Source organism: Thioalkalivibrio sp. XN279 (assembly GCF_011089885.1).
GTDB lineage: Bacteria > Pseudomonadota > Gammaproteobacteria > Steroidobacterales > XN24 > XN24.
On record NZ_JAANBD010000028.1, the window covers coordinates 338,750 to 359,961 of the forward strand.

General features: G+C 69.6%; 19 protein-coding genes. 8 read left to right on the top strand and 11 right to left on the bottom strand.

The genetic code is table 11. The features are described from left to right. Nucleotides 1–3: 3 nt before the first annotated feature. Genes G8346_RS11195 through prmB form a run of 3 tightly spaced genes read right to left on the bottom strand, consistent with a single transcriptional unit; the run spans nucleotide 4 to nucleotide 3,210 of the window. Nucleotides 4–1,227, bottom strand: coding sequence for an MFS transporter (locus G8346_RS11195; RefSeq protein ID WP_166051226.1), 1,224 nt, complete (start codon nucleotides 1,225–1,227; stop codon nucleotides 4–6). Next, on the bottom strand, nucleotides 1,214–2,314 hold the full coding sequence (aroC, locus tag G8346_RS11200) for a chorismate synthase (protein WP_166051228.1): 1,101 nt from the start codon (nucleotides 2,312–2,314) through the stop codon (nucleotides 1,214–1,216). Before aroC ends, G8346_RS11195 begins: the two co-directional genes overlap by 14 nt. After that, nucleotides 2,314–3,210 (bottom strand): 50S ribosomal protein L3 N(5)-glutamine methyltransferase, encoded by an 897-nt coding sequence (gene prmB / locus G8346_RS11205; protein ID WP_370520609.1) that lies wholly within the window; start codon nucleotides 3,208–3,210, stop codon nucleotides 2,314–2,316. The genes aroC and prmB overlap by 1 nt, the downstream gene beginning before the upstream one ends. Before the next feature lie 113 nt (nucleotides 3,211–3,323). Between prmB and G8346_RS11210 the strand changes: the two genes are divergently transcribed. From G8346_RS11210 to asd, 3 genes are read left to right on the top strand one after another with little or no spacing between them, the layout of a single operon-like run. Beyond that, nucleotides 3,324–3,944, top strand: coding sequence for an SCO family protein (locus G8346_RS11210; protein WP_166051230.1), 621 nt, complete (start codon nucleotides 3,324–3,326; stop codon nucleotides 3,942–3,944). A gap of 2 nt (nucleotides 3,945–3,946) precedes the next feature. Then, nucleotides 3,947–4,417 carry a copper chaperone PCu(A)C gene (locus G8346_RS11215; protein ID WP_166051232.1) on the top strand — a complete coding sequence of 157 codons (471 nt, stop codon included), beginning with the start codon at nucleotides 3,947–3,949 and terminating at the stop codon, nucleotides 4,415–4,417. Further along, nucleotides 4,417–5,265: an archaetidylserine decarboxylase gene (gene asd, locus G8346_RS11220; RefSeq protein WP_166051234.1), complete on the top strand. Its 849-nt coding sequence runs from the start codon at nucleotides 4,417–4,419 to the stop codon at nucleotides 5,263–5,265. Before G8346_RS11215 ends, asd begins: the two co-directional genes overlap by 1 nt. Before the next feature lie 12 nt (nucleotides 5,266–5,277). On the opposite strand, the gene G8346_RS11225 is transcribed toward asd, so the two are convergent. The 3 genes from G8346_RS11225 to efp are packed head-to-tail and all read right to left on the bottom strand — an operon-like array spanning nucleotide 5,278 to nucleotide 7,332. After that, nucleotides 5,278–5,757, bottom strand: coding sequence for a GAF domain-containing protein (locus G8346_RS11225; RefSeq protein WP_166051237.1), 480 nt, complete (start codon nucleotides 5,755–5,757; stop codon nucleotides 5,278–5,280). A 38-nt stretch (nucleotides 5,758–5,795) separates the two neighbouring features. Then, nucleotides 5,796–6,791 carry an EF-P lysine aminoacylase EpmA gene (gene epmA, locus G8346_RS11230; protein WP_166051239.1) on the bottom strand — a complete coding sequence of 332 codons (996 nt, stop codon included), beginning with the start codon at nucleotides 6,789–6,791 and terminating at the stop codon, nucleotides 5,796–5,798. Further along, nucleotides 6,766–7,332, bottom strand: a complete 567-nt coding sequence (gene efp, locus G8346_RS11235; protein ID WP_166051241.1) for an elongation factor P — start codon at nucleotides 7,330–7,332, stop codon at nucleotides 6,766–6,768. The genes epmA and efp overlap by 26 nt, the downstream gene beginning before the upstream one ends. Nucleotides 7,333–7,414: 82 nt before the next feature. Between efp and epmB the strand changes: the two genes are divergently transcribed. Next, nucleotides 7,415–8,434 (top strand): EF-P beta-lysylation protein EpmB, encoded by a 1,020-nt coding sequence (gene epmB, locus G8346_RS11240; protein WP_370520612.1) that lies wholly within the window; start codon nucleotides 7,415–7,417, stop codon nucleotides 8,432–8,434. 25 nt (nucleotides 8,435–8,459) lie between these two features. Next, the gene (locus tag G8346_RS11245; protein WP_166051245.1) at nucleotides 8,460–10,517 is read left to right on the top strand and encodes an EAL domain-containing protein; all 2,058 of its coding nucleotides are present in this window, start codon (nucleotides 8,460–8,462) and stop codon (nucleotides 10,515–10,517) included. 381 nt (nucleotides 10,518–10,898) lie between these two features. On the opposite strand, the gene parC is transcribed toward G8346_RS11245, so the two are convergent. The 5 genes from parC to G8346_RS11270 form a co-directional block, all read right to left on the bottom strand. Continuing rightward, a complete protein-coding gene (gene parC, locus G8346_RS11250; protein WP_166051912.1) occupies nucleotides 10,899–13,139 on the bottom strand; it encodes a DNA topoisomerase IV subunit A in 2,241 nt (746 codons plus the stop codon). A gap of 5 nt (nucleotides 13,140–13,144) precedes the next feature. Next, nucleotides 13,145–15,037, bottom strand: coding sequence for a DNA topoisomerase IV subunit B (gene parE, locus G8346_RS11255; RefSeq protein ID WP_166051247.1), 1,893 nt, complete (start codon nucleotides 15,035–15,037; stop codon nucleotides 13,145–13,147). Nucleotides 15,038–15,196: 159 nt separating this feature from the next. Then, complete coding sequence (locus G8346_RS11260; protein WP_166051249.1) at nucleotides 15,197–15,778, bottom strand: DUF3501 family protein; 582 nt, start codon at nucleotides 15,776–15,778, stop codon at nucleotides 15,197–15,199. A 64-nt stretch (nucleotides 15,779–15,842) separates the two neighbouring features. Next, nucleotides 15,843–17,183: a heterodisulfide reductase-related iron-sulfur binding cluster gene (locus G8346_RS11265; RefSeq protein ID WP_166051251.1), complete on the bottom strand. Its 1,341-nt coding sequence runs from the start codon at nucleotides 17,181–17,183 to the stop codon at nucleotides 15,843–15,845. A gap of 122 nt (nucleotides 17,184–17,305) precedes the next feature. Next, complete coding sequence (locus tag G8346_RS11270; RefSeq protein WP_166051253.1) at nucleotides 17,306–17,728, bottom strand: rubrerythrin family protein; 423 nt, start codon at nucleotides 17,726–17,728, stop codon at nucleotides 17,306–17,308. Nucleotides 17,729–17,995: 267 nt separating this feature from the next. On the opposite strand from G8346_RS11270, the gene G8346_RS11275 reads away from it, so the two are divergent. The 3 genes from G8346_RS11275 (at nucleotide 17,996) to dxs (ending at nucleotide 21,125) form a co-directional block, all read left to right on the top strand. Then, nucleotides 17,996–18,259: an exodeoxyribonuclease VII small subunit gene (locus G8346_RS11275; protein WP_166051255.1), complete on the top strand. Its 264-nt coding sequence runs from the start codon at nucleotides 17,996–17,998 to the stop codon at nucleotides 18,257–18,259. Continuing rightward, the gene (locus tag G8346_RS11280) at nucleotides 18,256–19,146 is read left to right on the top strand and encodes a farnesyl diphosphate synthase (RefSeq protein ID WP_166051257.1); all 891 of its coding nucleotides are present in this window, start codon (nucleotides 18,256–18,258) and stop codon (nucleotides 19,144–19,146) included. The genes G8346_RS11275 and G8346_RS11280 overlap by 4 nt, the downstream gene beginning before the upstream one ends. Nucleotides 19,147–19,235: 89 nt before the next feature. After that, on the top strand, nucleotides 19,236–21,125 hold the full coding sequence (gene dxs / locus G8346_RS11285; RefSeq protein ID WP_166051259.1) for a 1-deoxy-D-xylulose-5-phosphate synthase: 1,890 nt from the start codon (nucleotides 19,236–19,238) through the stop codon (nucleotides 21,123–21,125). Nucleotides 21,126–21,212: the final 87 nt, after the last annotated feature.

Here is a 21,212-nt window from a genome sequence, read left to right on the forward strand (position 1 = left end):
TCGTCACTTGCCCGTTGCGCCACCGGCCTCGATGGGTCCCGCGGCCTCCTCGTTGCGCGCCAGCCCGCGCCACGCCACCGCCGCGGCAATGCCGGCAAGCACGGCGGCGCCCGTCCACGTCAGCGCCGGGCCGCCGGCCGCCCAGGCGTAACCGCTCGCCAGGCTGCCCAGCGCGCCACCGACCCCGAAACCAAGCGCACTGTACAACGCCTGCCCCCTGCCTTGCAGCCTGCCGGGGAAAGCCCGGTGCACCAGCAGCACGGCGACGGCATGAAACAGACCGAAGGCCGCCATGTGCAGCGTCTGCGCCAGCACCAGCACGGGCAGCCAGGCCGCACCCCAGGCTGTCAGCAGCCAGCGCAACGCGCTCACCGCAAGCGCCCCCACCAGCAGCAGCCGCGAGCCGTAACGCTCGATGAGGCGCGGCGCGAAGATGAACATCAGCACCTCGGCGGCCACGCCCCAGGCCCACAACAGGCCGGCGGCGCCGGTGCTGTAGCCGAGGCGATCCAGGTAGATGGTGAAGAAGACGTAGTAGGGCCCGAAAGCGGCCTGCTGCAGGATGCACACCAGCAACAGCGCGAGCACCCACGGGCGGCGCAACGCCGCGCCGAGCCGCTGCGGCGCATGCTCCGCCGGCGCGGCCGGCGCCGGCGGCACCACCCAGACGGCGAGCGCCGTGACGGCGACCACCGCCACCAGGACCAGCGGCACCCGCGCCACGCCTGCCCCGGAAAACGCCAGCCCGCCGAGCACCACGGCGACGATGAAACCGACCGAGCCCCAAAGCCGGACCAGCCCGTAGCGCTGCGGTCGCGTGCCGAGATGGCTGAGCGTGGTGGCCTCGAACTGCGGCAACAGGCCGCTCCACGGCAGGGCAAAAGCCGCCAGTCCCAGCGCCACTGCGGCGTAACCCGAGGCGCCCCAGAGGAGCGCGGCGCCGCCGGTCGCCAGCAGCGCGCCCGCACGCAGCGTCAGGTCGCGCCGCCCGGTATGGTCCGCCGCCCAGCCCCAGAAGCCGGGCGCCAGGATGCGCATCGCCATGGGAATGGCCATCAGCTGGCCGATGGCGATGGCGCCGAAGCCCTCGTGCTGCAGGTAGAAGGAAAAGAACGGCACCAGCACGCCGATGGCGCCGAAATAGCACAGGTAAAACGCCGACAGCCGCGGGTACAGTCCGACGGGCGACCCTGCCGCGCGGGGACCGCCGGGCTCAGCCCGGGGCATCCGGGATCAGCGGCGCACCTGGAACCACGCCCGCGTTCTGGCCGCGGTCCCTGAGCAGGTGATCGATGAGGACCAGGGCGAGCATGGCCTCTGCAATCGGCGTGGCGCGCACGCCCACGCAGGGGTCGTGGCGGCCGGTGGTGATGACCTCCGCCGGTTCGCCGCGCACGTTCACGGTGCGCCCGGGCAGGCGCAGGCTGGAGGTCGGCTTCAGTGCGATGCTGACGCGGATGGCCTGGCCCGACGAGATGCCGCCCAGGGTGCCGCCGGCGTGGTTGGAGAGGAACCCTTCCGGCGTCATCTCGTCACGGTGCTCGGTGCCCTTCTGCTCCACCACTGCGAAACCGTCGCCGATCTCCACCGCCTTCACGGCATTGATGCCCATCATGGCGTGGGCGATGTCGGCGTCGAGCTTGTCGAACACCGGCTCGCCGAGGCCGGGCGGCACGCCGGTGGCGACGACGTTGACGCGGGCGCCGATGGAGTCGCCCGACTTGCGTAGCCGGTCCATGTAGGCCTCGAGCTCGGGCACGCGCGCCGGGTCCGGGCAGAAGAAAGGGTTGTCGTCCACGGTGTCGAGATCGATCGGCTCCATGCGGATGGGGCCGAGCTGCGCCAGCCAGCCGCGGATGTCGATGCCGAGCCGCGTGGCGAGATACTTGCGCGCCACCGCGCCCGCCGCCACGCGCATCACGGTCTCGCGCGCGCTGGAACGGCCGCCGCCGCGATGGTCGCGGAAGCCGTACTTGCGGGCCCAGGTGTAATCGGCGTGGCCGGGCCGGAACAATTCAGCGATCTTGGTGTAATCCTTCGACTTCGCGTCCTGGTTCTCCACGATCAGCCCGATGGGGGCGCCGGTGGTGCGGCCCTCGAAGATGCCGGACATGATGCGCACCCGGTCGGGCTCGCGCCGCTGGCTGACGTGGCGCGACTTGCCGCTGCGACGGCGCTCCACGTCGCGCTGGATGTCCTCCTCGTCCAGCTCCAGCCCCGGCGGGCAGCCGTCGATGATGCAGCCCAGCCCGGGGCCGTGGCTCTCGCCGAAGGTCGTGACCGTAAAGCTGCGTCCGAACGTATTACCCGACATCAGCCCAACTCCTCCGCGGTGAGCAGGAACACGCCGCTGCCGCCGCGCTCGAATTCCAGCCAGGTGAACGGCAGGTCCGGCCAGGCCTCCATCACCGCGGCCGCGGAATTGCCGACCTCGACCACCAGCACGCCCTCCTCGGTGAGGTGCTCGCTCGCGCCCGCGAGGATGCGGCGCACGATCGCCAGGCCGTCTTCCGCGGCGCGCAGGGCCATGTCCGGCTCGTGGCGGTATTCCGGCGGCAAGGCAGCCATCTCGGCGTCGCCCACGTAGGGCGGATTGCTGACGATCAGCTCGTAGCGCCGCCCCGCGACCGGCGCCCACAAGTCGCCCTCGAGCACCCGGACGCGCTCCTCCAGGCCGTGGCGCGCCACGTTGCGCCGCGCCAGCACGGCAGCCGCGGGGGACAGCTCGACGGCGTCCACCTCGGCCTCCGGGAAAGCCAGCGCGCAGGCCGCGGCGATGCAGCCGCTGCCGGTGCAGAGATCCAGCACGCGGCTCACGCCGTCTTCGCGCACCCAGGGCTGGAACGCCTGCTGCGCCAGCTCGGCGAAAGGCGAGCGCGGGATCAGCACCGAGGCGTCGACATGAAACGGCAGGCCGGCGAACCAGGCCTCGCCGGTCAGGTACGGCGCGGGCAGGCGCTCGTCGATGCGTCGCTGCAGCAGGGCCGCGACTGCGGCCCGCTCGGCCTTGGCCAGGCGCGCACCGTAGAGCTCGCGCGGCAGGTCGTGACCGAGGTGGAGCACGTGACGCACCAGCACCAGCGCCTCGTCCACCGGGTTGTCGGTGCCGTGGCCGTAGTGCAGTCCCGCCGCGGCGAAGCGGCTGGCGCCCCAGCGGACGAAATCCACGATGGTCTTCAGGCCCTGGTACGGCTTGTTGCTGGAACTCACGGGCGCTCCCTGTGTCAGACCGGCGACGGCGGCGCTCGCCATCATAACCGAGCGTCGCCGCGACGCGGTCTCCGGACCGGGCTGCGAGATCGGGCTGTGAGATAATGCCGCGCATGTCCAGGAACACTTTTATCGCCGCCGCCATCGTGCTGGCCGTCGCGGCCGGCGTCGCCGGCGCCTGGTTCGCCGCGCGCCTGGGCGCGCCCGAACTGCCCGAGCAGGCGCGCGTGCTGACCACCCCGCGCCCGGTGCCCGCGGTGCCCGCCACCGACCAGGCCGGGCGCCCCTTCGGCCCGGAACAATGGCGTGACCGCTGGACCATCGTGTTCTTCGGCTTTACGCATTGCCCCGACATCTGCCCGGCCACGCTGCAGGTCCTCGCCGGGACGCGCGGATTGCTCGAGGACCTCCCGCCGGAACAGCGCCCCGCAGTGGTGATGATCTCGGTCGACCCGGGCCGCGACACCCCCGAACGGCTGGGCGAGTACGTGCCCTTCTTCCACCCGGAATTCCAGGGGATTCAAGTCGAGGCGCAGTACCTGCCCGAGATCACGCGCGTGTTCGGCGCCGCCTACGCCTACTCGCCGGCCGGCGAGGACAGTTACACCGTCGACCACACCGCTTCGCTGTTCCTGGTCGATCCGCAGGCGCGGGTTGCCGCGGTATTCCCGACCCCGCACACGGCCGCGGGCATCGCTGCCGACCTGCGCCGCATCATCAAGCTGGAGGAATGAACATGAGACTGATGACGCTCGCGCTGGTCGCCCTGCTCGCGGCTTGCGCCCCGGATGACGCGACGCCCCCGGCCAGCCCGGCGCCGGTGGCCGGCGTGCCCGCGGGCACGCTGGAAGTCTCCGCGGCCTGGGTACGCCAGGTGCCTCCCGCGGCGCGCATGACCGCGGGCTACCTCAAGCTGCGCAACACGGGCACGGAGCCGGCGGTCGTCGTCGGCGCCGAGAGTCCCTTGTTCGACGCCGTCGAAATCCACGGCACGGTCACCGTCGACGGCATGGCGCGCATGCGTCACCAGGAGAGCGTGACCATCCCGCCGGGCGAAACCGTGAGCTTCGAGCCGGGCGGACTGCACCTGATGCTCATGCAGGCGGTCGAAGGCATTCCCGCCGAGGGCGAGATCCCGCTGCGCCTGATCCTGGCCGATGGCGACCGCATCGAAGTCACCGCGCCGATCGGCCAGCCGGCCGACTGATGGGCGCGCGGCTCTTCGCGTGGCTGCAGTACCTGCTGCCCCAGCATGCGATCTCGCGCCTGGTGGGATGGCTGGGGCGGCTGGAGGTCCCGTGGGCCCGCACCGCGCTGGTGCGCGGCTTCATGGCGATGTTCCGCATCGACATGAGCGAGGCGGCCGAGCCCGACCCGCTGGCCTATGCCAGCTTCAACGCCTTTTTCACCCGCGCGCTGCAGCCTGAAGCGCGCCCCATGCCGACGGCAGCGGAGGCCCTGGCCTGTCCGGTGGACGGCCGCGTCAGCCAGTGCACGGACGTCGAGGACGGCCAGCTGTTCCAGGCCAAGGGCTTTCGCTACGACCTCGAGCGCCTGCTGGGGGGGCCGGCGCCGGAAGCGCTGTGGGACGGCAGCTTTGCCACCCTTTACCTGGCGCCCTACGACTATCACCGCATCCACGCGCCGGCGGACGGCCGGCTGGTGGAGATGCGCTACCTGCCGGGCGCCCTGTTCAGCGTCAACGGCGCCACGGTGAGCGCCGTGCCGCGCCTGTTCGCGCGCAACGAGCGCGTGGCGTGCCTGTTCGAGACGGATTTCGGCCCCATGGCAGTGGTCCTGGTGGGCGCATTGAACGTGGGCTCGATCGAGACCACCTGGGCCGGCGAGGTCGCGCCCGGCCCCGACCGCCAGGCCGCCTTCTGGCGCTATCCGCAGGAAGGACCGGGCTCGGTGCGGCTGGCGCGCGGCGAGGAACTCGGCCGCTTCAATTTCGGCTCCACGGTCATCGTGATCCTGCCGCAGGGCGGGCCGCGCTTCGCCCCCGCCATCAGCGCGGGGCGCAGGGTCCGGCTCGGCGAGACGCTCGCCTCCTGAGCAGCGCCGCGCCTACCAGCGCACGGCCGCAGCCAGGGCCTCGACGCCGGCGAGATCCGCGGCGTCGAAGCGCGCCGGCTCCGGGCTGTCGATGTCCAGCACCCCGATGATGGCGCCGGACGCGTCGCGCAGCGGCACCACGACCTCCGAGCGCGAGTCCACGTCGCAGGCGATGTGGCCCGGGAATGCATGCACGTCTTCGACGCGCTGGCTGCGCGCCTCGGCCACGGCGGTCCCGCACACGCCCTTGCCGACCGGGATGCGCACGCACGCGGGCTTGCCCTGGAACGGTCCGAGCACCAGCACCTCGCCCTGCAGGAAATAGAACCCGGCCCAGTTGATGCGCGGCAGCGCCTGGAACACCAGCGCGGCCACATTGGCGGCGTTCGCCACGCGGTCGGGCTCGTCCGCGGTCAGGGCGCGGGCCTGGGCGGCCAGCTCACCGTAAAAGGCCGCCTTGTCGGCGTAGTCAGGGGCGCGAGATTCATGCATGGGTCAGTTCCTCGGGATGTCTCCGGCGTGCTGCCGGCTCAGGCCCGCCCCCAGCCGAAGGCAAGCACGTCGCGGATATCTTCGGCGCCGGCCAGCAGCATCACCAGCCGGTCGAACCCCAGCGCGACACCGGAGCATGCGGGCAGGCCGTGCGCCAGCGCCGCGAGCAAGCGCTCGTCCAGCGGCAGGGTCGCCAGGCCACGGCGTCGGCGGGCGTCGAGATCGGCCGCGAAGCGCGCGCGCTGCTCCGTGGCATCGGTGAGTTCGCAAAAGCCGTTGGCCAGCTCCATGCCGCCGAGGAACAGCTCGAAGCGCTCTGCCACCGGCGGGTCACCCGGGCGGATGCGCGCCAGCGCCGCGTGGCTGGCAGGGAAATCGTGGATGAAGGTCGGTTGCGCCGGATCGAGCGCCGGCTCCACCAGCAGGGCGAGCGCCAAGTCCAGCAGGGCGTCCCTGTCCTGCGCTACCCCCTGCGGGATCTGGACGGCACGCGCCTCCAGGGCGGCTGCCAGCTCGCCCGCGGCGGCGCCGAACGGATCGAGACCGGCATGGCGCCGAAACGCCTCGCGGTAACTCAGCCGCAACGCATCCTGCAACGGCAGGCGTCCCGCCGCGAGCGCCCGCACGAATGCTTCCACCTCGTCCATGAGTCGCGTCGCATCCCAGCCCACCCGGTACCATTCCAGCAGGCTGAATTCCGGGTTGTGGCGCCGGCCGTGCTCGCCGCCGCGGAACACGCGCGCCAGCTGCCAGCAGTCGCCGCTGCCGGCCGCCAGCAGGCGCTTCATCGGGAATTCCGGCGAGGTGTGCAGCCAGCCGTCGAGCCCGCCGCCCGGCGCGCGCGCCTGCAGGCTCTCGAGGTGCAGGTCCGTGGCCGCCGCGGTCGACAACTGGGGCGTCTCCACCTCCAGCAGGCCGCGTGCGTCGAAGAAGGCGCGCGTCTCCGCCAGCAGCCGGGCGCGCAGCCGCAGCGCCTCGAGCGACGCCGTCGGCTGCCAGCTCGGGGAATTACTTGACGCGGGAGACGTAGGCACCGGTACGGGTGTCGACGCGAATCACCTCGCCTTCCTCGATGAACAGCGGCACGCGCACCACTGCCCCGGTCTCCAGCTTGGCCGGCTTCTGGCCGCCCGTCGCGGTGTCGCCGCGCACGCCCGGATCGGTCTCGACGATCTTCAGCTCGACGAAGTTCGGCGGCGAGACCAGCAGGGGCTGGCCGTTCCACAGCGTGACCTGGCAGAAGTCCTGCTCCTTGAGCCAGTCCTTCGCCTCGGCCACCACCTTGGCGTCGGCGGCGTGCTGCTCGAAAGTGTCCGGCACCATGAAGTGCCAGAACTCGCCGTCGTAGTAGAGGTACTGCATGTCGGTGTCGACGACGTCGGCGCCCTCGACGCTGTCGCCGGACTTGAAGGTCTTCTCGTTGACCCGGCCGGTCTTGAGGTTGCGGAGCTTCACCCGGTTGAACGCCTGGCCCTTGCCGGGCTTGACGAACTCGTTCTCCAGGATCACACAGGGGTCGCCGTCGAGCAGCAGCTTCAGGCCGGAACGGAACTCGTTGGTACTATAGGTCGCCATGAAATTACCCGCGGCTGGGCCATAAGTGGAAGGTGGGTTGCATAAGCAGGCAATGATAACGCCCGGGACGGCAGCGCGTCACTTGGAACCCTGGCGGCGCGAGCTGGCCGAGGCCGTCACGGATCCCGCCGAGCTGCTCCGGCTGCTCGACCTCGACCCTGCCCTGCTGCCGGCGGCGCGGCAGGCCGCGGCGCTGTTCGGGCTCAAGGTCCCGCGCGGTTTCGTCGCGCGCATGCGCCGCGGCGACCCGCGCGACCCGCTGCTGCTGCAGGTCCTGCCGCTGGGCGCGGAAACCGTGGCCCAACCCGGCTATCGCAGCGACCCGGTGGGCGACCTGGCGGCGCTGCGTGCGCCCGGCGTGCTGGCGAAATACCGCGGCCGCGCGCTGCTGATGACCACCGGCGGCTGCGCCGTCAACTGCCGCTACTGTTTCCGGCGCGAGTTTCCCTATGCAGCGGGCGCCCTGACGCCGGCCCGTCTCGATGCCGCGATGGCGGAACTGGCCGCGATGCCCGGGCTGGAGGAAGTCATTCTGTCCGGTGGCGACCCGCTGGCGCTGCCCACGGCGCGACTCGCGCGCATCACCGCGGCGCTGGCCCGCCTGGAAGAGCTGCGGCGCCTGCGCATCCACACGCGCACGCCCGTGGTGCTGCCGAGCCGCGTGGACGAACTGCTGCTGAAGTGGCTGGAGGGGCTGCGCTGGCCCGTCGTGGTGGTGGTACACGTCAACCACCCACGCGAACTCGACGACGATGTCCGCGCCGCGCTGAGGCGCCTTGCGGACGCGGGCGCCACGCTGCTCAACCAGGCGGTGCTGCTGCGCGGCATCAACGACGACGTCGACACGCTGGCAGCGCTCTCGGGCGAGCTGTTCGCGGCCGGCGTGCTGCCCTACTACCTGCACCTGCTGGACCGCGCGCGCGGCACGGCACATTTCGACACCGGCGCAAGTCATGCACTGGCGCTGCACGACGCACTGGCGGCGCGACTGCCAGGCTATCTCGTGCCGCGGCTGGTGCAGGAAGTGGAAGGCGCACCGTCAAAGACGCCGGTGGGGGCCGGCGGACGCGGGTCGCCTCCCGGAACAGCGGTGCTAGAATGACGGGCCTGCACGCGAGGAATCCTGCTTGAGCGAAACCACCGCCGTTCCAGTCATTGTGCTCAGCCGGCACGAAGACAACGCCGAGGCCGTCAACCGGGTGCTGCGCAACAACGGGCGCGCGGCTCACGTGCAGCGCATCGACGACGCCGGCGATCTCGCCGACCACCTCGGCAGCGGGGAGTGCGAACTGGTCGTGGTGTTCTCCGCGGAGAACGAGAACCTGCTGGCGACGGCCGCAGCCGTGCTCGATGCAACCGGTATCGAAGTCCCGCTCATCAGCTGCCGCGAGGAACTGGACGAGGACGTCATCGCCGACGACATCGGCGCCGGCGCGCATGATGCCGTGTCCCTGCGCCGCACCGACCGCCTCGGCGCCGTGCTGGAGCGCGCTCTCAAGGCCGGCCGCCTCAACCGCGCCTTGAAGGGCGCCGTGCGCAGTGCCTCGAGCTACCGTGAACAACTGCAGCAGGTGGTCGCCGGCACGGGCGACGCCATCGCCCACGTCGGCGAGGGGATCGTGCTGGACGCCAACCATGCCTGGGCCAGCCTGTTCGGCTTCGACGACGAGCAGGCCCTGCCCGGCCTGACCTTCATGGACCTGTTCTCCAGCGAGCACCAGCCCGCAATCAAGGGCGCGCTGGTCGCATGCATGCAGGGCCGCTGGCCGCCACAGGGACTCAAGGCCACGGGGATCAACCGCCAGGACCAGCCCGTATCCCTGGTACTCGAACTCGAGCCGGCGCGCTTCGACGACGAGGACTGCGTGCGCGTCCGCATCCCGGCGCGCGGGCAGGAGGACGAGGAATCGCTGGCGGAGCGGCTGCAGGCTGCGTTGCGGCTGGACCAGGCCACCGGCCTGTTCGGGCGCCGCTACCTGCTGGAAAAAATGACGGAGCGGCTGGAAGAGGACCCGCCGGCCGGCGTGCAGGCGCTGGTGCTGTTCCGGGTGGACGACTTCTACGGCCTGCACCGCCAGGTCGGCGCCCACGGACTCGAGCTCGTCCTTGCCGGCGTGGCGGACGTGCTGCGCGACGCCGTCCAGTCACGCGACCTATACGGCCGCCTGGCGACCAACGAGTTCGGCGCACTGGCGGCGCGCGGCACGCGGCGCGACCTCAAGGCCTGGGCTGCGAGCGTCGTCTCACGCGTGGCGCGCACATTGTTCGAGGCCGGCGGCAAGTCGGTCTCGCTTTCCATCAGCGCCGGCATCGCGATCGCCGACCGCCGCGGCATCAACGCCGACGACCTGTATGCGGAAGCGAGCGAGGCCCTGGCGCGGGCGACGGAACTGGCGGGCGGCCAGGTGGGCATGAGCCAGCAGGCCGAGGATTCGAGCCGCATCGAGGAACAGGACCAGCTCTGGCTCAGCCGCATCAAGCGCGCGCTCATCGAGAACCGCTTCCGCCTCGCGGACCAGCCCATCGCCAGCCTCAGCGGCGAAGACCGCGACCTGCACGATCTCTTCGTGCGCATGATCGACGAGCAGGGCGAGGAAGTGATGCCCGCGCAGTTCATGCGTGCGGCCGAACGCAACAAGGTGATCAAGAACATCGACCGCTGGGTGATCGGCGCCGCCTTCTCTTTCTGCATGGCCCACCCTGGAGCGACTGCGCTGGTACGGCTGTCGAAGGACACCATGCTGGACGCCATGCTGCCGGCCTGGCTGGAAACCTGCCGCAAGAACACGAAACTGCCCGAAGGCGTGGTGGTGTTCCAGGTGACGGAAGAAGTCGCTGCGAGCCACCTGAAGCAGACGCTCGACATGGTGAACCGCCTGAAGAAAATCGGCTTCGGCTTTTCGCTCGAGGCGTTCACGGCCGGGCCGAGCTCGGTGCAACTGCTCAGCCACCTGCCGATGGACTACCTGAAGATCGACGGTTCGCTGATGCAGGGCCTGGCCGGGGACGAGCCCCTGCAGGAACGGGTCAAGGCCATCGTGGACCAGGCACGCACGCGCGACATCCGCACCATCGCCGAGCGCGTCGAGGACGCCAACACCATGGCGGTACTGTGGCAACTGGGCGTGCACTACATCCAGGGCTACCAGATCCGCGAGCCTGAGGTCGTGCTCTCCGGCGGCTAGCTCCCCGTTGGCGGTTGCGTCGCGCCGGCAGTATCCGGGCGGGCCGCCGCGCCGTCACAGGCTCCCCTCGCTCGGGAAATCTTTATCTCGCTCGGTGAGCCTGTGACGTCACGGCTCTGCCGCTGTCATCGCGGCCTCCGCCCTGCAGACCAGCCATCCCGCCTGCAAGCCGCCATCGAGGCACGATCGTGGGACCACGGCTTACCGGCCTCACGCGGCGAGGGCGGACCAGCGCGGTTTGGCACAGGCACGAGTCGGCACGGCCACTGGCGCAGTGGCCGGGACATGACAGGGTCCACTGGGCGAGCTAAAGATTTCGCCGAGCCCAGGGGACCCTGTCATGGCGCGGCCACGGTCGGTACACCGTGGCCAACGCGGAGGTCAGCCCTCGACCGCGAGCTCGTCGACCTTGCGCCAGCCCCGCGGCAGCAGCGCCCCGCGGCGCGCCCGCTCGCCCAGGTAGGGTTCGAGGTCCTTCGGCTTCAGCGTCATGACGCGCTGGCCGCATACCACCTTGAGCGCAGTCTCCGGCGGCAGCACGACGGCGGACACCATGGCCTCCTCGCCCGCGGCGAACTTCTTCGCGTCGATCCCGAGCATCTTGTTGCCGCGACCGCGCGCCAGCTCGGACAGCTCCGCCGCCGGGAAGACCAGCAACTTGCCGCTGCTGCTGACGGCAGCAACCAGTGCGCCCTCCGCACTCGAGGCCGGGGACGGGCGCAGGACCTGCGCCTTGCCGCTGGCCTTGAGCACGTGCTTGCCGCTGCGGTTGCGCGAAGCCAGCTCGGCCAGCTGTGCCACGAAGCCGTAGCCGTCAGAGGCGCACAACAGCCACTTGTCCTCGGGCGCGCCGATCAGCACGCCGGCGAAGCTGGCGCCGTCGGGCGGATTGAGGCGACCGGAGAGCGGCTCGCCCTGACCGCGTGCAGACGGCAGGCCGTGCGCCGGCAGGCTGTACACCCGGCCGGTGCTGTCCAGGAACATCGCCGCCTGGTTGCTGCGCCCGCGCGCCGCAGCCAGGAAGGCGTCGCCGGAGCGATAACTGAGGCTGGTCGGATCGATGTCGTGCCCCTTGGCCGCCCGCACCCAGCCGCGCTCGGAAAGCACGATGGTCACCGGCTCCGCCGGCACCAGCGCGGTCTCGTCCAGCGCCTGCGCCGCGGCGCGCTGCACGATCCGTGTGCGCCGCTCGTCGCCATGCTTCTCGGCGTCAGCCGCGAGCTCATCGCGCACCAGCTTCTTCAAGCGCGTCTTGCTGTCCAGCGTCTTCTGCAAGGTGTCACGCTCGGCGGCCAGCGCATCCTGCTCGCCGCGGATCTTCATCTCCTCCAGCTTCGCCAGGTGGCGCAGCTTCAGCTCGAGGATCGCCTCGGCCTGGGCATCGGAGAGGCCGAAGGTCGACATCAGCACGGGCTTAGGCGCGTCCTCCGTGCGGATGATGCGAATCACCTCGTCGATGTTGAGATAGGCAACCAGCAGCCCGTCGAGCACGTGCAGTCGCGCCTCGACTTTCTCGAGGCGGTATTGCAGGCGGCGCGTCACGGTCTGGATGCGGTACTCGAGCCATTCGCCGAGCAGCCCGACCAGGTTCATCACTCGCGGCCGTCCGTCCAGGCCGATGATGTTCATGTTGACGCGCACGGTGCGCTCGAGGTCGGTGGTGGCGAACAGGTGCGCCATCAGCGCCTCGCAGTCGACCCGGTTGGAACGCGGCACGATCACCAGCCGGGTCGGGTTCTCGTGGTCCGACTCGTCACGCAGGTCCTCCACCATGGGCAGTTTCTTGGCGCGCATCTGCGCCGCCACCTGCTCCAGCACCTTGTTGCCCGACACCTGCCAGGGCAGCTGGTTGATGACGATGTCGCCGTCTTCCCGTTCCCAGCGGGCGCGCAAGCGTAGCGTGCCGTTGCCGGTCTCGTAGATGGCACGGATGTCCGCCGCCGGGGAGACCAGCTCCGCGCCGGTGGGGAAGTCCGGCCCGCGCACGTATTCCAGCAGCGCGTCGAGATCCGCCTTCGGGTTCTCCAGCAGGTGAATGCAGGCGTCGATCACCTCGCGCAGGTTGTGCGGCGGGATGTCGGTGGACATGCCGACGGCGATGCCCGAAGCGCCGTTCAGCAACACGTTCGGCACGCGCGCCGGCAGCCGCACCGGCTCGCTGAGCGTGCCGTCGAAGTTGGGCTGCCAGTCCGTCGTGCCCTGGCCGAGCTCGGACAGCAGCGCGGCCGCGTAGGGCGTCAGGCGCGCCTCGGTGTAGCGCATGGCAGCGAAGGCCTTGGGATCGTCGGGCGAGCCCCAGTTGCCCTGGCCGTCGATGATCGGGTAGCGGTAGCTGAAGGACTGCGCCATCAGCACCATGGCCTCGTAGCAGGCCGAATCGCCGTGCGGATGGAACTTGCCGATCACGTCGCCCACGGTGCGGGCCGATTTCTTCGGCTTCTGCCCGGCGGAAAGGCCGAGCTCGCTCATGGAATACACGATGCGCCGCTGCACCGGCTTGAGGCCGTCGGAGATGTGCGGCAGGGCGCGGTCGAGGATCACGTACATCGAGTAGTCGAGGTACGCCTTCTCGGTGAATTCCTTCAGCGGCAGGCGCTCGACGCCCTCGAAGTTGAGCTCCATCTCCTTCACGGCGTCACCTCCGCGAGGTTGCCCTTGGCCTGCAGCCACTCACGGCGGTCCGCCGAGCGCTTCTTCGCCAGCAGCATGTCCATCAGCTCATGCGTCCGGTCGCCGGCATCCAGCGTCAGCTGCACCAGCCGGCGCGTCTCGGGCGCCATGGTGGTCTCGCGCAGCTGGATGGCGCTCATCTCGCCCAGGCCCTTGAAGCGGGTGACCGTGACCTTGCCCTTGATGCTCTCGGCCTCGATCCGGTGCAGCACGCCGCGCCGCTCGGCGTCGTCCAGCGCGTAATACACCTGCTTGCCGACGTCGATGCGGAACAGCGGCGGCATGGCCACGTAGACGTGGCCGGCGTCCACCAGTGCCGGGAAATGCCTGAGGAACAGCGCGCACAGCAGGGTGGCAATGTGCAGCCCGTCGGAGTCCGCATCGGCGAGGATGCAGACGCGGTTGTAGCGCAGGCCGCGCAGGTCGCCGGAGCCCGGATCCACCCCCAGCGCGACGCTGATGTCGTGCACCTCCTGCGAGGCCAGGACCTCGGACGGGTCGACCTCCCAGGTGTTGAGGATCTTGCCGCGCAGCGGCATCACGGCCTGGAACTCGCGATCGCGCGCCTGCTTGGCCGAACCGCCGGCCGAGTCGCCCTCGACGAGGAACAGCTCGGTGCGCCCCGGGTCCTGCGAGGTGCAGTCGGCGAGCTTCCCCGGCAGGGCCGGGCCGCTGACCACGCGCTTGCGCACCACCTTGCGGCCGGCCTTGAGGCGCGTGGTCGCGTTGGCGATCGCCAGCTGGGCGATGCTCTCCCCCGCCTCGGGATGCTGGTTCAGCCAGATGGCCAGCGCGTCTTTCACCGTCCCCGAGACGAAAGCGGCGCATTCGCGCGAGGACAGCCGTTCCTTGGTCTGGCCGGAAAACTGCGGATCCTCCAGCTTCACCGACAGCACATAGGCCACCTGCGCCCAGACGTCGTCGGGGGTGAGGCGCACGCCGCGCGGCAGCAGGTTGCGGAACTCGCAGAACTCCCGCAACGCCTCGGTCAGGCCGGCGCGAAAGCCGTTGACATGCGTCCCGCCGAGTACCGTCGGAATGAGGTTCACGTAACTCTCGGCCAGGGGCTCGCCGCCCTCGGGCAGCCAGGCCAGCGCCCAGTCGGCGGCCTCGGTGCCGCCCTGGACACTGCCGACGAAGGGCTCGGCCGGGATCGCAGCCTGCCCTTCCAGCGCCTCGGCAAGGTAATCGCCCAGCCCGCCCTCGTAGCGCCAGGTCTCGGTCTCGCCCTCGGCCTCGAGATGCAGCACCACCTCCAGCCCCGGGCACAGCACGGCCTTGGCGCGCAGCAGGTGCTTCAACCTCGGCACGGAGATCTTCGGCGAGTCGAAGTACTTCTCGTCCGGCCAGAAGCGGATGGTGGTGCCGGTGTTGCTCTTGCCGACCGTGCCGACCTCCTCCAGCGCCCCGGCCGGGTCACCGCCGCGGAAGCTCATGTTGTACTCGCGCCCGCCGCGCTTGATCCACACCTCGAGGTTGCGCGACAAGGCATTCACCACCGAGACGCCCACGCCGTGCAGGCCGCCGGAGTACTGGTAGTTCTTGTTGGAGAACTTGCCGCCTGCGTGCAGGCGGGTGAGGATCAGTTCGACGCCGGGGATGCCTTCCTGGGGATGGATGTCCACCGGCATGCCGCGACCATCATCTTCGACCTGCAGCGAGCCGTCGCGAAACAGCGTCACCGTGATCTTCTTGCAGTGGCCGGCGATAGCCTCGTCCACGCTGTTGTCGATCACCTCCTGCGCGAGGTGGTTCGGGCGCGTGGTGTCGGTGTACATGCCCGGCCTGCGCCGGACCGGATCGAGCCCGCTGAGGACCTCGATCGAGGAGGCGTTGTAATCGTTGCTCATGGGTTCCCCGTGCATCCGGGCATGATCGCGCGGACGGGGGAGGATTCTAACGCATGGCGCGGGGGCTTAGAACGGACAAGAAAACGCGGCGGCCCCGGAACGGGTGCCGCCGCGCAGTTCGCGCCGGGCGCGTTTGTGTCCCGGCGCAGGCGCCGGCTGTCAGCTCAGGTCGTTGACCAGGCTGGCACGCACGCCGTCGGGCACCGTGACGGTGACCGACAGGTTGTCGTGGTCGACGCCCATCGCCAGGCCCACGCCGCCCTTGAGGGCCTGCACCATGTCGTCGTCGAGCTCGAAGCGCATGAAGTGCACCGAGGAGGTCTTCTCGTCGGTATCGCGCTCCAGGTCTTCGTCGGCGATGGCGTAGACCTTGTCGTGCCCGTCGACCTGCACCCAGACCTTGTCCTCGACGCCGATGAGCTTGCCCAGCTCGCGCTTGCGCACCTCGATGTCCGGGTACTCCAGCATGAAGGTGGCCTTCCAGTTGCTGCCGTCCGGGATCAGCGGGTTGTAAGCGGACAGCTCGTCCTCGATGCCCTCGGCCTCGAAGATGCGCTCGATGCGCAGCATCTCCTGCACCTGGTAGCGGATGGTGAGCTCGTCCTCGAAGTACAGGGTCGCGTTCGGGCCCAGGGCGACCTGGCGGGTTTTCTTGTGTTCCAGCACCTTGGCCCGGAAGTCGGCACGCTCGCGGGCGTACTGCTCGAGGCTCATCAGGTCGGATGCGGTCAGCTGTGTCATTCGTGTCTCTCCGTGATTCTGTTGGCTGCGGTTCCCCCGGGGCGACCCCCCGTGATCACCAGGCTCAGAGGCCGTAGGCCATCTTGAGCAGCGTCATCGGGTGTTTCGCGGTGGTGCCGTCCTTCATGCCGTGCGCGATCTGGTCGCCCGCCATGGGGCAATCGCTCACGAAATGGTCCGGCGCGGCGCCCTTGACCTTGTTCACCACGGGACGTGCGATCTTCACCGAGGTGTCGTGGAACTCCTTCTTCACCGCGTAAGTGCCGTCGTGGCCCGAGCAGCGCTCGATGGCCTCGACCTTGGTGTCGGGCACCAGCGAGAGGATGTCGCGGGTCTTGAGGCCGATGTTCTGCACCCGCAGGTGGCAAGGCACCTGGTAGCTGACCTTGCCCAGCGGCTGGGCGAAGTCGGTCTTGAGCTTGCCGCCCTTGTGGCGCAGTGCCAGGTACTCGAAGGGATCGAACATCGCCGCGGCCACCTTCTTCACGTCCTCGCGCTCCGGGAACAGCAGCGGCAGTTCCTGCTTGAACATGAGGGCGCAGGACGGCACCGGCGCCACGATGTCCCAGCCGTCATCCACGGCCCTGGCGAGGACGGGGATGTTGGCTTCCATGGAGCGCTGCACGGCCTCGAGGTCGCCCAGCTCCATCTTCGGCATGCCGCAGCACTGCTCCTTCTCCACCAGCTTCACCGGGATGCCGTTGTGCTCGAACACCTTCACCAGGTCTTCGCCCACCTCCGGCACGTTACGGTTGCCGTAGCAGGTGGCGAACAGGGCCACGCGGCCCTTCGTGCCCTCGACCGGCGTGGCTTGCGGGTTCTCGGCGCGGCCCTTGAGGCGGCTGCGCATGCTGCGCGAGTGGTACTTCGGCAGCGGCGCATCGCGGTGCACGCCGAGCACGCTCTCCAGCAGCTTGCGGCCGCCGGAGGTCGCGTTCACGGCGTTGACGACTTCGGCCACGACCGGGATACCGGCCAGCTTGCCGACGGCATCGGTCGAGGTGAGGATCCGGTCGCGGCGGCTGGCGCCTTCCTTCTTGAAGCGCACCGCCTTGGCCCGCAGCATGAGGTGCGGAAAATCGATATTCCACTCGTGCGGCGGCACGTAGGGACATTTCGACATGTAGCACATGTCGCACAGGTAGCAGTGATCGACCACCTGCCAGTAGACCTCGTGCCCGATCCCGTCGACCTCGCCCGTGTCGGACTCGTCGATGGCATCGAACAGCAGCGGGAAAGAGTTGCACAGGCTGAAGCAGCGCCGACACCCGTGACAGATGTCGAACACGCGCTCCATCTCGCCGAAAAGCTTTTCCTCGTCCCAGAATTCCGGGGACTTCCATGCAACCGGGTGCCGCGTGGGCGCCTCCAGGCTACCTTCGCGGCGGGGGGTATCGAGCGACATGTGGCGAACTCCTAGGTCTGCCCCAGTGACTACTGGCAGGGTTCAGGACCCGTAAGAGCGGGTCCGGCAGGTACGGCGGGACGCCGCCGGCGAGGCCGGCGGCGTCCCTGGCACCAGGGTGCTTAGCCTTCGAGGTTGTCGAGGGCCTTCTGGAAACGGTTGGCGTGGCTGCGCTCAGCCTTGGCCAGCGTCTCGAACCAGTCGGCGATCTCGTCGAAACCCTCGTCGCGGGCGGTCTTGGCCATGCCCGGGTACATGTCGGTGTACTCGTGGGTCTCGCCGGCAATCGCCGCCTTCAGGTTGTCGGAGGTGCCGCCGATCGGCAGGCCCGTGGCGGGATCACCCACCGCCTCGAGATACTCGAGGTGGCCGTGCGCATGACCGGTCTCGCCTTCGGCCGTCGAACGGAACACCGAGGCGACGTCGTTGTAGCCTTCGACATCGGCCTTCGATGCGAAGTACAGGTAACGACGGTTGGCCTGGGACTCGCCCGAGAAAGCCTCCTTGAGATTATGCTCGGTCTTGCTGCCCTTCAGATTTGACATGGATCGTATCCTCCTGAGGTGATTCCCAACCCGGCCGACGGCCGGGAAAACTCTCGCTGCAAATAGCGGTGGCGCAGGTGCTGTTGCACTGCACCGCCAATGCGACTTGGACTCAATTTAGACTTAGTCTAAATCACCGCTGGAAGGTTAGTCCCGGCACCGCCGAGTGTCAACTCGACATACAGCCCGGGGTGGTGCCTGCGGATTGATTACAGGCCGACGAGGCCGGTATCGTAAGCGCTCACCCCAGTCAAGGGTACCCACCCGATGCCCAAGCAGAAAACCCCGCCGCCGGCCCCGGCCGAGGCGGACACCCTCGACTTTGAACAGGCGCTGGCCGCACTCGAGCAACTCGTGGGGGAGCTGGAGTCCGGCGACCAGCCGCTGGAACAGGCGCTGGCGTCGTTCGAGCGCGGGGTCGCGTTGACGCGCCGTTGCCAGGCCGCGTTGCGCGCAGCAGAACAGAAAGTGGAGATCCTGACGCGGGATTCGGCGGACGGCGGCCTGGAGCCCTTCGAGCCCGAGCAATGACCGACGAGCAGAAGCTCGCGGCCTGTGCCGCCCGAGTCGAGCAGGTGCTGGAGCGCTGGCTGCCGCAGGCCGCCGCGGCGCCCGGGCGCCTGCACGAGGCCATGCGCTACGCGGTGCTCGGCGGCGGCAAGCGGGTGCGACCCGGGCTGGTGTACTTCACGGGTGAAGCCCTGGGCGTCCCCATGGAGCGCCTCGACGGCCCGGCCGCGGCGGTGGAACTGATTCACGCCTACTCCCTGGTGCATGACGACCTGCCCGCCATGGACGACGACGACCTGCGTCGCGGCCGCCCGACCTGCCACCGCGCCTATGACGAGGCCACGGCGATCCTCGTCGGCGACGCGCTGCAGGTGCTGGCTTTTGAAATCCTCGCGGCAGACCCGGCGATGATCGCGGAGCCCCCCCTGCGGCTGGAGACCATCCGGCTGCTGGCACGGGCCTCGGGCACGGCGGGCATGGCCGGCGGCCAGGCCGTCGACCTCGAGGCGGCGGGGCACGAGCTCTCCGTGGCCCAGCTGGAGCAGATGCACCGCCTCAAGACCGGTGCATTGATCCACGCCAGCGTCATGATGGCCGCGGCCGGTGCGGAGACGCTCGCGCCGGCGACGCGGGATGCCCTCGACCGCTACGGGCACGCCATCGGGCTGGCCTTCCAGGTGCAGGACGACATACTCGACGTCGAGGGCGAAACCGAGGTGCTGGGCAAGCGTGCCCAGGCGGATGCCGCTTTGCAGAAGCCCAACTATCCGGCCGTGGCCGGCCTGGAGGGCGCCAAGGCGCGGCTGCGGGAGCTCCACGACGAGGCCATCGCCGCGCTGGCCCCGCTGGGCCCCTCGGCCGACCCGCTGCGCTGGCTGTCGGGCTGGCTGACCGAACGGCGGCACTGAGCAGGCCGCCGCCCCGGTTTGGACAGCGCCGGCTGTCTGGCGGATAATCCGGGCTTCCTTTCCACCTCGAACGGCACGCTGACACCGATATGGGTCTCGAGGACAAATTTCCCCTGCTCTTCAGCATCCAGGATCCAGCCGACCTCAGGGCCTTGCCGGAGGAAGCGCTGGAGGCGGTCACGCACGAGCTGCGCAGCTACCTGGTCGAGACCATGGCGCACACGGGCGGGCATTTCGCCGCCAACCTCGGCACCGTCGAGCTGGCCACCGTGCTGCATTACGTCTTCGACACCCCGCACGACAGACTCGTGTGGGACGTGGGCCACCAGGCCTACCCGCACAAGATCCTGACCGGCCGACGCGACCGCCTCTCCACCATCCGCCAGCTCGGCGGCCTGGCGCCCTTCCCGACCCGTTTCGAGAGCGAGTACGACACCTTCGGCGTCGGCCACTCCAGCACCTCGGTGAGCGCCGCCCTCGGCATGGCGATCGCCGCCAAGCAGAAAGGCGAACGGCGTCGGGTGGTGGCCGTGATCGGCGACGGCGCGCTGACCGCCGGGCTCGCGTACGAGGCGCTGTGCCATGCCGGCAGCCTCGACGTCGACCTGCTGGTCATCCTCAACGACAACGACATGTCGATCTCCGAGAACGTCGGCGCCATGTCGCACTACCTGGCGCGCGTGCTCTCCGGCAAGCTCTATTCGCAGATCCGCGAGGGCAGCAAGAAGCTGATCCGCCGCATGCCGACAGTGTGGGAACTGGCGCGCCGCTCGGAGGAGCACGTCAAGGGCATGGTGTTGCCCGGCACCCTGTTCGAGGAGCTCGGCCTGAATTACATCGGACCGGTCGACGGCCACGACACCGACGTGCTCCTGAAGACGCTGCGCAACGTGCGCGACCTGCCGGGTCCCCAGTTCCTGCACGTGGTCACGCGCAAGGGCAAGGGCTACGCGCCCGCGGAAGCCGATCCCATCCTGTGGCACGGCCCTGGCCCGTTCGACCCGGAGAAAGGCGAGATCCACAAGGCGCCGTCGAAGGGCAAGACCTATTCGGCGATCTTCGGCGACTGGCTGTGCGACATGGCGGCCGCCGACGAGCGTGTCGTGGGCATCACGCCGGCGATGCGCGAGGGCTCCGGCATGGTGGAGTACTCGCGCCGCTTCCCGGAACGCTATTTCGACGTCGGCATCTGCGAGCAGCACGCCGTCACGCTCGGCGCCGGCCTGGCCTGCGAGGGCCTGCGCCCCGTGGTCGCCATCTATTCCAGCTTCCTGCAGCGGGGCTACGACCAGCTGATCCACGACGTCGCGCTGCAGAACCTGCCGGTGGTGTTCGCGCTCGATCGCGGCGGCCTGGTGGGGAACGACGGCCCCACGCACCACGGCGCCTACGACCTGTCCTTCCTGCGCTGCATTCCCAACATGACGGTGATGGCGCCGGCGGACGAGAACGAGTGCCGCCAGATGCTGTACACCGGCATCACGCTGGACGGCCCGAGCGCCGTGCGCTACCCGCGCGGCACCGGACCCGGCGCCCCGATCGAGATCGAGATGAAGGCGCTGCCGCTGGGGAAAGCCGAGGTACGTCGTCGCGGCAAGGGCGTCGCCCTGCTCGCTTTCGGCGCCATGGTGCCGGTGGCCGAGCAGGTAGCAGAGAAACTCGACGCCACGGTGGTGAACATGCGTTTCGTCAAGCCGCTGGACGAGGATCTCGTGCTCACGATGGCGCGGAGTCACTCCGCGCTGGTGACGCTCGAGGACAATGCAGTGATGGGCGGCGCCGGCAGCGCCGTGGGCGAATGCCTGGCGGCGCACCGGGTGCTGGTGCCGCTGCTCAACGTCGGCATACCGGACCATTACATCGAGCACGGCTCGCGCGGCGAATGCCTCGCGGCTGCGGGCCTGGACGCGGACTCGGTGCTCGAGGCGCTGCGCGCCTGGCGGCGCGAGCCGGAACTCCGTACCGTGGGAGAATCCTGAGCCCGCCGCGGGGTGAATCCTGCGGCCGGGATGTGACGAAAACCCGGGCAAGCCGCCCGATCGGATCCGTTCCAGCGGCCCCAGGCC